At 71.8% G+C, this 12,360-nt stretch carries 5 protein-coding genes; 4 read left to right on the top strand and 1 reads right to left on the bottom strand.

Features of this window, described 5'->3' with window-relative positions:
• From B1729_RS02500 to B1729_RS02490, 3 genes are all read left to right on the top strand, one after another.
• Window positions 1-2,190: alpha-L-rhamnosidase (locus tag B1729_RS02500; protein WP_163630512.1), on the top strand; the 2,190-nt coding region annotated here is incomplete at its 5' end.
• A 59-nt stretch (window positions 2,191-2,249) separates the two neighbouring features.
• Entirely contained in the window at window positions 2,250-5,075 is a 2,826-nt protein-coding gene (locus B1729_RS02495) for an alpha-L-rhamnosidase (RefSeq protein WP_163630511.1), read from the top strand.
• A 117-nt stretch (window positions 5,076-5,192) separates the two neighbouring features.
• Complete coding sequence (locus B1729_RS02490) at window positions 5,193-6,200, top strand: LacI family DNA-binding transcriptional regulator (RefSeq protein WP_163617799.1); 1,008 nt, start codon at window positions 5,193-5,195, stop codon at window positions 6,198-6,200.
• Between the two features lie 24 nt (window positions 6,201-6,224).
• Here B1729_RS02490 and B1729_RS02485 read toward each other — a convergent pair whose 3' ends face one another.
• Entirely contained in the window at window positions 6,225-9,101 is a 2,877-nt protein-coding gene (locus B1729_RS02485; protein ID WP_163617798.1) for an FAD-binding and (Fe-S)-binding domain-containing protein, read from the bottom strand.
• Window positions 9,102-9,163: 62 nt separating this feature from the next.
• Here B1729_RS02485 and B1729_RS02480 point away from each other — a divergent pair, with 62 nt between their 5' ends.
• Window positions 9,164-12,355 carry a glycoside hydrolase family 2 TIM barrel-domain containing protein gene (locus B1729_RS02480; RefSeq protein ID WP_239539334.1) on the top strand — a complete coding sequence of 1,064 codons (3,192 nt, stop codon included), beginning with the start codon at window positions 9,164-9,166 and terminating at the stop codon, window positions 12,353-12,355.
• Window positions 12,356-12,360 lie beyond the last annotated feature (5 nt).

Raw genomic sequence — 12,360 nt, 5'->3', positions numbered from 1 at the left:
GGCGCGCGCGCCACCGATGCGCTGCTCACGCCCGGCTGGACCTCGTACCAGGAGCGCGTCCTCGTCGACACCGTCGACGTCACCCCGCTGCTGCGCGAGGGGACGAACGTCGTCGTGCTCGCCGTGGCCGACGGCTGGTACCGCGGCAGCTTCGGCTTCGCGCGGCGCCAGGCGATCTACGGTGATCGGACCGGGGCCCTCGCGCAGCTCGAGGCCGACGGCGAGATCGTGGCGAAGACGGATGCCTCGTGGCAGGCCGGCTTCGGAGCCGTGCGCAGCGCCAGCATCTACGACGGCACCGTGACCGACCTGCGCCTCGACGACCCCGCCGTTCACCAGCCGGGTTTCGCCCCGGACGGCTGGCGCGCGGCATCCGTCATCGACATCGACCCGGCACGGTTCGAGCCGCGGTCCACAGCGCCGGTACGCGTCGTCGCCGAGTTGCCCATGCAGGCCTCCGCCCACGACGGACGCACGCGCCTCGACGGCGGGCAGAACGTGTCGGGCTGGGTGCGACTGACCGTTCGCGGCCACGCCGGCGATGTCGTGACCGTGCGCCACGCGGAGGTGCTCGAGCCCTCGGGCGACCTGCACGTGAAGGCTTTGCGGTCGGCGAAGGCCACCGACGTCTACACGCTCGATCGCGACGGCGAGCACACGCTCGAGCCGGCGTTCACGTTCCACGGCTTCCGCTACGCCGACGTCGAGGGCGCCGAAGTCGTCTCGGCGACCGCCGTCGCCATCTCGAGCGACCTCGCTCCCCGCAGCACGTTCTCGTCATCGCACGAGGCGCTCGACCGCTTCCACTCGAACGTCTTCTGGTCGCAGCGCGACAACTTCGTGTCAGTGCCGACCGACTGCCCGCAGCGCGACGAGCGCCTCGGCTGGACCGGTGACGCCCAGGCGTTCGCCGCGACGGTGAACACGCTCATGGACACCGAGGCGTTCTGGATGTCGTGGCTGCGCGACCTCGAGATCGACCAGACCGACTCCGGCGGCGTGCCGGCGGTCGTGCCCGACATCATCCGCCCGCAGGACATGCTGATGGGCGGCGTGCCGACCGAGAACATGGGCCGTGCGGGATGGGCGGATGCCGCGACCATCGTGCCGCTCGCGGTGTACGAGTCGTACGGATCGACGGAGGTGCTCGCGCGCCAGCGGGGCAGCATGCGGCGCTGGGTGGAGCACCTCCGCCGCCGCGCCGGCGACGGCATCGTGCTGCCGACCGGCGACTTCCAGTTCGGCGACTGGCTCGATCCCGATGCGCCCGGCGACCGGCCGTGGGAGGCGAAGGTCTCGAGCGACTTCGTGTCGAACGCGTTCTACGCGCACTCGGCTCGTCTGCTCGCCCGCGCCGAGCGGATCCTCGGTGACGAGGACAGCGCCGCGGAGTACGACGCGCTCGCCGACCGCGTCACCGCCGCCACCTTCGAGCGCTGGGGTGAGGAGGCGGTCCTCACGCAGAGCGGTGCCGCGATCGCCCTCGAATTCGGACTCGCGCCCACCGGACGCCGGGCCGAGATCGCCGACGGCCTCGCCGAGAACGTGCGCCGTGAGAGCGGCCGTATCGCCACGGGCTTCCTCGGCACCCCGCTCGTGCTCTTCGCGCTGTCGCGCAGCGGCCACCTCGACGAGGCGTACCTCATGCTGCTCCGCCGTGAGGCGCCGTCGTGGCTGTACCAGGTCGACCGCGGCGCGACGACCGTGTGGGAGCGCTGGGACGCGATCCTGCCCGACGGCAGCATCCACTCGGGCGCGATGGACGCCCTGCCGACCGAGGACGCGTCCGAGGACGACACCGGCATGCTCTCGTTCAACCACTACGCCTATGGGGCGATGATCGACTGGGTGTACCGCACGGTGGCGGGCCTCGCTCCGGATGCCGACGATCCCGGGTATCGCACCGTGCACGTCGCCCCGCGGCCCGCGGTCGGGCTGTCGCACGCGTCGGCGTCGATCGACACCCCACAGGGCCGTCTGGCGATCGACTGGCGCGTCGACGGCGGGGTGTTCGAAGCCACGCTCGAGGTGCCGTTCGGCGCGCGCGCCCTGCTCGATCTCCCCGTCACGGCGCAATCCACCGCCACCGTCGGCGGGGCCCCGGCGCCCGCCGAGCTCCGCCACGGCACGCACCGCATCGTCGTCACCGCACCCGCGGTCGCGGCATCCGGCGCCGTCGTGCCGGCCTGATCTCGACATCCGTGCCCCCAGACGATCCCCACCACACCGACCATCCCCAGAGGAGTGCCATGAGCAGCCCCGTTCCGTACATCGTCATCGACGCACCGCACGGCAGCGACGTCGTCGCGTCGCCCGCCCCCGAGCTCGGCTGGCGCACCGAGACCACGACGCCGGACTGGCTGCAGGCGGGCGCCGACATCGAGCTCACGCGTGACGGCGACCCGTCGACGCACCACATCGACGGGCGCGCCTCCACGCGCGTCGCCTGGCCGTTCGCTCCGCTCGCGCCGCGCGAGCAGGTGTCGCTGCGCGTGCGGGTGACCGGCGAAGACCGTGCGCAGGGTGAGTGGAGCGCGCCGCGCCGCGTCGTGGCCGGCTTCCTCGGCGCCGACGAATGGCAGGCGGCGACCATCGGATTGGCCTCGCCGTCCGAGACCGCGCAGCCCGCGTACCTCCGCACCGAGTTCGAGGCGACCGGTCCGGTCGCCCGCGCCACCCTCTACGCGACCGCGGTCGGCGTGTACCAGGTGGCGATCGGGGGCGTCGACGTGGACGACCAGGTGATGAAGCCGGGCTGGACGCCGTACGAGCAGCGCACGATCCACGAGACGACCGACGTCACCGCCCTCATCGCGGAGGGGAGCAACGCGATCGGCGTGCGGGTGGCCGGAGCGTGGGCGACCGAGCGCTTCGGGTTCCGCGACAGTGCGCGCCCGCTCTACGGCGACCAGCCGAGGTTCGCCGCGCAGCTGCTCGTCGAGTACGCCGACGGATCGAGCGAGTGGGTGGTGACGGATGCCTCGTGGCAGGCGTCGACCGGACCGATCACCGCCAGCGGGCTCTACGCGGGCGAGGACTACGACGCCCGCTTGGCGCTCGTCGACGGCGAGGGCCGCGGCTTCGCCGAGGCGGGCTTCGCGGCCGAGGGCTGGGAGGCGGCTGCCGAACAGGAGCCGATCCACGCGCCCGAGGCACGGGTGTCGCCGTTCGTGCGGCGCATCGAAGAGCTGAGCGTTCAGGAGGTCATCACCACCCCGAGCGGCAAGACGGTGCTCGACTTCGGGCAGAACCTCGTCGGGCGGCTGCGCATCCGGGTGTCGGGTCCGGCGGGCGCCGAGGTCACGCTGAAGCATGCCGAGGTGCTTGAGCACGGTGAGCTCGGCACGCGGCCGCTGCGTGCCGCCGCGGCGACCGACCACTACACGCTCGCGGGCGACGGGATCGAGGAATGGGAGCCCGAGTTCACCTTCCACGGGTTCCGCTACGCCGAGGTCGAGGGATGGCCCGGCGAGTTCGACCCGGCGGCCGTCACAGCGGTCGTGATCCACAGCGACATGGAGCGCACCGGCTGGTTCGAGGCATCCGATCCACTCGTCAACCAGCTGCACGAGAACATCGTGTGGGGGCTGCGCGGCAACTTCCTCTACCTGCCGACCGACTGCCCGCAGCGCGACGAGCGCCTCGGCTGGACCGGCGACATCCAGGTGTTCGCACCCACCGCGTCGTTCCTCTACGACGTGCGCGGGTTCCTCGACTCCTGGCTGCGCGACCTCGCGCTGGAGCAGGTGGACGGCGTCGTGCCGTTCGTCGTGCCCAACGTGCTCGGCGCCGCCCGGCCCGCCGCCGCGTGGGGCGATGCGGCGACGATCGTGCCGTGGGTGCTCCACGAGCGCTACGCCGATGTCGCCACCGTCGGACGCCAGTACCCGAGCATGAAGGGCTGGGCCGACGCGCTCATCGAGCTCGCAGGTCCGCGTCGCCTGTGGGAGGGCATGTTCCAGTTCGGAGACTGGCTAGATCCCGATGCGCCCCCGCACCTTCCGGCGAACGCCAAGACGGATGCCGACATCGTGGCGTCGGCGTACCTCCTCCGGTCGGCGGATGCCGTCGCCCGCGCGGCGGCGCTCCTCGGCAAGGACGACGAGGCCCGGCAGTACGCGGCGATCGCCGAGGAGGTGCGCACCGCGTTCCTCACCGAGTACGTGACCCCGGCCGGCCGCATGATGTCGGACGCCCAGACCGCGTACGCGATGGCGATCGTGTTCGACATCGCGCCCGCCGACCAGCAGCAGGTGCTCGGTGCGCGACTGGCCGAGCTCACACGCCTGTCGGGCTACCGCATCGGCACGGGATTCGTCGGCACGCCGATCATTCAGGACGCCCTCACCCGCACCGGGCACCTCGAGACGGCGCGGCGCCTGCTCACGCAGACCGAGAACCCGTCGTGGCTGTACCCGGTGACGATGGGTGCGACGACGATCTGGGAGCGGTGGGACTCCATGCTGCCTGACGGCTCGATCAACCCGGGCGAGATGACCTCGTTCAACCACTATGCGCTGGGCGCGATCGGCGACTGGCTGCACCGCGTCGTCGCCGGTCTCGCGCCGGAGGAGCCCGGGTACGCGCGGCTGCGCATCGAGCCGCACCCGCTCACGGACTTCGACCACGCGTGGGCCGAGCACCTCACCCCCTACGGCACCGCCGGTGCCGGCTGGAGCCGCCGGGATGGCGTGGTGCGGGTCGAGGCGGTCGTCCCGCCGAACACGACGGCGGTGGTCGTGCTCCCCGACGGGCGCGAGCTCGAGGTCGGGTCGGGGACCCACGAGTGGGAGGTGCAGGATGCCGCACCGCCGGTCGCCGCCACCCGCGTCGGCCTCGAGTCGACTCTGGCGGAGGTCATCGACGACCGGGAGGCATATCGTGCGATCGTCGAGGTGCTCGAGGCGGCGAAGCCTGAGGCGGCGCACGCCTTCCGCACGAACACCAAGTGGTCGCAGCGCCGCGAGCTCGGCGAGGCGCTGTTCATGCACGCCGGACCCGGCACGCAGCGCCGGATCGCGGAGCGTCTCGCCGAGCTGTCGGCGCAGCGCGAGGAGGCGAGGGTCGATGCCTGACCGGCCGCCGGGGAGGCGGGCGACCGCCTCCCCGGCCGCGCCGCCCGCGGCCCGTCGATGCCGAGGCGCGGCTGTGCCCTACACTCGCGGACAGCGGCAGGAAGTCGGAGGGGCGCCATGGTGGTGAGTGTGCGGGATGTCGCGGCTGCGGCATCCGTCTCCGTCGGCACGGTGTCGAACGTGCTCAACCGGCCGGAGAAGGTGTCGCCCGCGACCGTCGAGCGCGTGACGCAGGCGATCGAGGAGCTCGGCTTCGTGCGCAATGACGCCGCCCGTCAGCTGCGGGCGGGGCGCAGCCGCAGCATCGCGCTCATCGTGCTCGACGCGGGCAACCCGTTCTTCGCGGAAGTCGCGCGCGGGGCGGAGGACCGGGCCGCCGAGGCGGGCATGAGCGTGCTGCTCGGCAACAGCGACGAGCGCTCCGATCGCGAGGACGCGTACGTCGAGCTGTTTCGTGAGCAGCGGGTCAACGGGGTGCTCGTCACACCGGTCGACGGCGACCTCGGGCGGCTCGAGCGTCTCCGCACCGGCGGTGTGCCCGTCGTGCTCGTCGACCACGAGGATTCGGCGCGGGCGTTCGGGTCGGTCTCCGTCGACGACGTCGAGGGGGGCTACCTCGCGGTGTCGCATCTGCTGTCGACCGGCCGCCGGCGCGTCGCCTTCATCGGCGGCCCGGGTTCGATCCGCCAGGTGGCGGATCGCCTCGAGGGCGCGCGACGCGCCATCGCCGAGGTGCCCGGTGCGACCCTCGAGGTCATCGAGATGTCGGCCCTCTCGGTGCTGCAAGGACGCGAGGCGGGCGAGTTGCTCCGGGCCCGGACCGCGGCGGACCGTCCGGACGCGGTGTTCGCGGCCAACGACCTGCTCGCGGTCGGCGCGCTGCAGGCCTTCACGCTCATGTCCGACCTGAAGGTGCCGCGCGACATCGCGCTGATCGGCTACGACGACATCGACTTCGCGTCGGCCACCGTGGTGCCGCTGAGCTCGATCCGCCAGCCGGCGCATCTCATCGGCTACACCGCCGTCGACCTGCTCCTCAAGGACATCGAGGCTCCAGGCGGGGAGCACGAGCGCACGGTGCGCTTCCAGCCGGAACTCGTCGTCCGCGAGTCGACCGCCGGCTGAGGCCGATCGGGTCGGCGGCGCCGGCTACGGGCGGGTCGCTTCCTCGAGGAGCTCAAGCACGTGCCGGTAGTCCGAGCCGGTCGCGCGGGTCATGCCGAGCTCGCACGTGCGGTTGCATGACGCGTGCGCATCGGCGCCGAGCGCCCGCACCTCCGTCGCTTCGGACGCCGTGGCCGACGCCGTGAGCTCGGGATGCAGCATCCCGCGATCGCCCGCGAATCCGCAGCACGACCAGGCGTCCGGCACGACGACCTCGTCGGCGACGGCTCCCGCGACGCGGCGCAGCGCCGGGTCGAGCCCGAGCTGGGTCGACGAGCACGTCGGATGCAGGGCGAGCGTGCCGACGAGCGGCGTCGGGGTACCGAGCCGGGGCAGCAGGACGCGATCGGTGAACGCCACGGCGTCTTCGACGCGGATGTCGACCCCGGCATCGGCGAGCAGATGGATGAAGCCCTCGGTGCAGCTGGAGGCATCCGTCACGAGAGTCAGTTCGCCATCGCGCGATGACTCCACGATCGCCGCGGCCACGCGCCCCGCCATCACCTCGCGACCACCCGCGTAGCCCTTCGACGTCCACGGCGTGCTGCAGCACAGCGAGTCGACCTGCTCGGGCACCAGAAGCCGCACTCCCGCGCGCTCGGCGAGCCTGCGGAACGCCTCGGTCACGCCGACGCCGTCGCCCGCGGGTCCGAACATGGTGTTGACGCATGCCGGCAGGTACACGGCGACCGGCGCGCCTTCGCCCGCCCCGACGCTGCCGCCGAGACGCGCGCGTGCCCGCCCGCCGCGGGGCAGGTCGCCGGAATAGCGCGGAACCGTGTCGGCGCCGAGGACGGCGCGGCCGAGGTCGGTCGTCGCGGTGACGAGCCCGGCCGGAAGGCTCTCGGCCACCGTGAGACCGGCGCTCGCGACGCGCGTCGCGGCGCCCCAAGCGTGGGCAGCGCCCTTCCATACCGCGCTCGCCGTTGGGCCGGCGTCCTGCCGTCGCAGCCGCTTGACGAGGCTCCCGGTGTTGATCAGCACGGGGCAGGCGGTCTGGCACATGCCGTCCACCGCGCAGGTGTCGATGCCGGCGTAGTCGTAGTCGCGCTCCAGCTCGCGGACGAGGGCCTGATCACCGGATGCCTCCGCCCGGGCGATCGCGCGGCGCGTGACGATGCGCTGCCGGGGCGTGAGCGTCAGATCCTTGCTCGGGCAGACCGGCTCGCAGTACCCGCACTCGACGCAGCGGTCGGCCTCGGGCTCGATCGGGTCGGCCAGCTTGATGTGCCGGAGGTGGGCGCTCGGATCGTCGTCGATGATCACGCCCGGGTTGAGGATCCCGCTCGGGTCGCAGAGCGCCTTGAGCTCGCGCATGACCTCGTACAGCTCGTCGCCGTATTGGCGACGCACATACGGCGCCATCACACGTCCCGTGCCGTGCTCGGCCTTGAGGTTGCCGCCGGCGCCGAGCACGAGGTCGACCATGTCTTCGGTGAACGCCGAGTAGCGCGTGAGCTGGTCGGGCGACTCGAAGCGGTCGGTCAGCATGAAGTGGATGTTGCCGTCCTTGGCGTGCCCGAAGATCACGCTGTCGCGGTAGGCGTACTGCTCGAACAGCGACTGCAGACGGGCGCACGTCGCGGCGAGGCGCTCGACCGGCACCACGACGTCTTCGAGGAGGGCGGTCGTCCCGCTGGGACGCGCTCCCGCCACCGACGCGTACAGACCCTTGCGGAGCTTCCACGCGGCAGCCCGCACGGCCGCATCGGTCGAGAACGACGCGGCGGCTTCGAGCGGGAGTGCGGCGAGTGCGCGTGCGCCGCCCGCCACGAGCGCTGTCAGCTCGTCCTCGTCGTGCCCGTGGTACTCGACGAGGAGCGCGGCCTGGTCGCGCACCGTCAGGCCCGTGATCTCGCGCGGGGCACCCGCGAGCGACTGCCCGACGCGCAGTGAGGTGGCATCCATGAGCTCGAGGGTTGCCGCACCCGTCGCGACGAGTTCGGGCAGGGCCTGGGTCGCGGCATCCAGATCGGGGAAGACGGTGAGGGCCGTGGCCATGCGCGGCAGGATCGGCACGGTCCGGTAGGTCGCCTCGGCGACGAAGGCCAGTGTGCCCTCGCTGCCGACGACGAGGTGGGCGAGCAGCTGCGCGGGCGCGTCGAAGTCGAGGAACGCGTTGATCGCGTAGCCCATCGTGTTCTTCATGGCGAACTGGCGCCGGATGATGTCGACCGACCGCGGATCGGAGACGACGCGCTCGCGCAGCCGCACGAGGCGGTCTACGAGGTCGGGTTCGGCGGCACGGAGCGCCGCGTCGGCGTCGGGTGCGCCCGAGTCGACGACCGTGCCCGAGGGCAGGACGAACACGAGCGACTCGAGGGTGCGGTAGGTGTTCTCGGTGATGCCGCATGCCATGCCGCTGGAGTTGTTGTTGACGACGCCGCCGATGGTGCAGGCGAGCTCGCTGGCCGGGTCGGGTCCGAGCCGATAGCCGTGCCGAGCGAGGCGGGCGTTCACCTGGCGAACGGTCGCACCCGGCTGCACGCGCACCCGACGGCCGCCGTCGAGCACGTCGATGTGCCGGAACCGCTGGCGCACGTCCACGAGCAGCCCGTCGGTGGATGCTTGACCCGACAGGCTCGTGCCGCCGGAGCGGAACGTGAGCGGGGTCGCGCCGGCGCTCGCCGCGCGCATGACGCGGCCCACCTCCGCCGCGTCGGCGGCGACCAGCACAGCCTGCGGGGTGAGGAGGAAGTGCGAGGCGTCGCTCGCGTACGCGACACGGTCGATGGCGCGCGTCTTGAGACGTGACGCCTCGGCCACGGTGCGGGCGATGGCGTCGGGTACGTGGGCCGGGGACAGCGTCGCGGCGGCGGGCGTGGCCGCGGGCGTGGCCGAGGCACCGGCGTTCCTTCGCATGGGGACTCCTCGCTGAGCTAGACTGCAATCGCATTCAAGAGAGAATGGATATGCAAGCTCCTATGGACATGCAGACTAGCCGATCGACGACCGCCTTCTCCAGCGGGCCGGAATCAGCCGAGGCTTCCACACCGGACCGTCCGTACTGGGAGAGCACGACCCCGGGAGCGGGCAGACGGATGCCCCGCGCCGACGCGACCGGCGATGCCGCGGTGCTGAGCCTCAACGGGCAGTGGCGCTTCCGGCTCTGGCCGACGGCCGCCGGCACAGGCGTCGCCTTCCTCTCCGCCGAGTTCGACGACTCCACGTGGGATGCGATGCCGGTGCCGTCGCACTGGGTGCTCGAGGAGTTCACGCCGCTCGCCGGGGGTGCCGCCCGCCGCATGCTCGGCACCGAGGAGGGCCCGCTCTACACGAACACCGCGTACCCGATCCCGCTGGATCCGCCGCGGGTCTCGACCGAGAACCCGACCGGCGACTATCGGCTCGTCTTCGACGTCGCGGCCGACTTCGGGCCTGCGGTGCTGAGATTCCAAGGCGTCGACTCCTGCGCCAAGGTATGGCTCAACGGCGAGGAGCTCGGCTGGTCGACGGGCAGCCGCCTGCCGTTCGAGTTCGACGCACCGGTGCGCGCCGGCCGCAACGTGCTGTGCGTGAGGGTCCACCGCTGGTCGGCGGGCACCTACCTCGAAGACCAGGACATGTGGTGGCTCCCCGGCATCTTCCGCGATGTCGAGCTGCTCTCGCGTCCGGCCGGCGCGATCGACGACCACTTCGTGCACGCCGATTACGACGCCGCGACGGGCGTCGGCACGCTGCGGGTGGATGCCTCCACCGATGCCGTCGTCGAGATCCCCGAGCTCGGCATCCGCATGTCCGCCGGAGAGACCGCGACGGTCGACGTCGAGCCGTGGAGCGCTGACCGCCCGCGCCTGTACCGGGGCACCCTGCGCTCGAGCGGCGAGACCATCGAACTCGCCGTCGGGTTCCGCCGCGTCGAGATCGTCGACGGAGTGTTCACCGTCAACGGTCGCCCTGTGACGTTCCGCGGAGTCAACCGGCACGAGCATCACCCCGACACCGGCCGTGCGCTCGACCGCGACACGATGATCCAGGACATCGTGATGATGAAGCGCGCGAACATCGACGCCGTGCGCACGAGCCACTACCCGCCGCATCCGGAATTCCTCAGGCTCTGCGACGAGTACGGCCTGTGGGTCGTGGTCGAAGTCGACCTCGAGACCCACGGCTTCATCTACGAGGGATGGGCGCACAATCCGCCGGCCCTGCCCGAGTGGCGCGAAGCCCTCATGGACCGACTGCGGCGCACCGTGGAGCGCGACAAGAACCGCCCGAGCGTCGTCGTGTGGTCGCTGGCGAACGAGAGCATGACCGGCGACGGCTTCGGCGACATGCGGCGGTGGCTCGATGAGCGCGACCCCTCGAGGGCGGTGCTGTACGAGCGCGACCCGAGCTATCGCGACTCCGACTTCTATTCGCTGATGTACCCGTCGCTCGAGCTGCTCGAGCAGATCGGCCGGCGAGAGGAGCCGCGCGGCGGGCGGCTCAGCATGCACGGCATGGTGTTCGGCGAGGGGGATGCGATGGCGCCGCTGCCCGATGGCGTCACCGAGGCCGACGAGGAGCGTCGGCGGGGGCTGCCGTTCCTTCTCGTCGAGTACGCCCACGCGATGGGCAACGGCCCCGGCTCGTTGCAGGACTACTGGCGCATCATCAACGGGCACCAGCGGCTGTGCGGTGCGTTCGTCTGGGAGTGGATCGATCACGGCTTCCACGCGGTGACCGCCGACGGCGTGCCGTTCGTGATGCACGGCGACGACGTCGAGTACGAGCCGCGGGGCGGTCGTTTCAGCCTGCACGGCCTCGTGTTCAGCGACCGGACGCCGACTCCGGGCCTGGTCGAGCTGGCCAAGGCGCACGAGCCGGTGTCGATGAAGTTCGACGATCGCCGGGTGTACATCACGAACAACCGACATTGTGCAGACACATCCGATCTCGTCTTCCGCTGGTCCGTCGAGGCCGCGGGCGAGACCGTCGCGAGCGGAGTGCTGCCGGCGCAGACGGTGGCGTCGGGCGAAGCGCTGGGCGTGGAGATTCCGGATGCCGCGACCGCCGCTCTCGCCGACCCCGACGCGTCCGGAGCCGGCGAGATCGTGCTCACTGTCGAGGCCGCTCTCGCTGCCGAGGCGCTCTGGGCTCCGGCGGGTCACGTGATCGCCTGGGCCCAGCGCTTCGCGTCTGCTGCGGTTGCGGGCGGGACGGCGCCCGCGCCTCTGGGCGGCGAGCTGCCGTCACCGCGGGAGACCCCCGCAACGGTCGTTGCCGGGCCCCCGGGTGGTGTGCGCGCTGCCGATGAGCGGCGCAGCGAGGATGACGGCACAGCTGCCGCGGATCGCGGCTCCGCCATCCCACTCGGAGCGGGACGATTCGACGCTGAGACCGGTCGTCTGGTGCGGCTCGGCGACCTCGAGATCGACGGCCCCGTGCTCGACCTGTACCGCGCACCCACGGAGAACGACCAAGGGCAGGGCGACCTCAACAACGTCGCGGCGGTGTGGCGCAAGACGATGCTGCACCGGCTGCTGCATCGGGTGGACGCAGTCGCCGCGGGCGATGGGCGGCTGCGGGTGACGGGGCGGACGGCGCCGCGGACGCACCCGCATGGGGTTGACTGGACGATGACATGGACCCCGGACGGCGACGGACTCCTGCTCGACGTCGAGGTCGACTTCGTCGGGCCGTGGGCTGATACGCCGTACATGCACCGCGACATCCGGGTGCCGCGACTGGGCCTTCTCTTCGGGCTGCCGGGTGCTGCTGAGCGCGTCACGTGGTTCGGCCGAGGGCCAGGCGAGACGTACGCCGACTCCTACGAGGGATCGCGCGTGGGGCGGTTCGAACGCTCGATCGACGACCTGCAGGTGCCCTATCCGGTGCCGCAGGAGAACGGCAACCATGTGCAGACGCGCCGGCTCGAGGTGGCGGGCCCCGGCATCCCGTCGCTGCGGGTCGAGGGGCGTCCGCACTTCGACTTCACCGCCCGCCGCTGGACCTCTCACGATCTCGACGGTGCGGCCAAGCCGCACCAGCTGGTCGACGCGGGGCGCGTGTGGCTCAACATCGATCACGCGCAGCAGGGGCTGGGTTCGGCATCCGTCGGTCCGGCTCTTCCCGAGCGGTACCGGATTGCGCGCGAGCGCACCGCGTGGAGCGTGCGGCTCGAATCGCGGTGAACGTC

This window comes from Microbacterium sp. B35-04 (assembly GCF_010634885.1).
GTDB lineage: Bacteria > Actinomycetota > Actinomycetes > Actinomycetales > Microbacteriaceae > Microbacterium.
The sequence above is the reverse complement of the archived record's forward strand: the minus strand, read 5'-3'. Positions and strand labels throughout refer to the sequence as shown.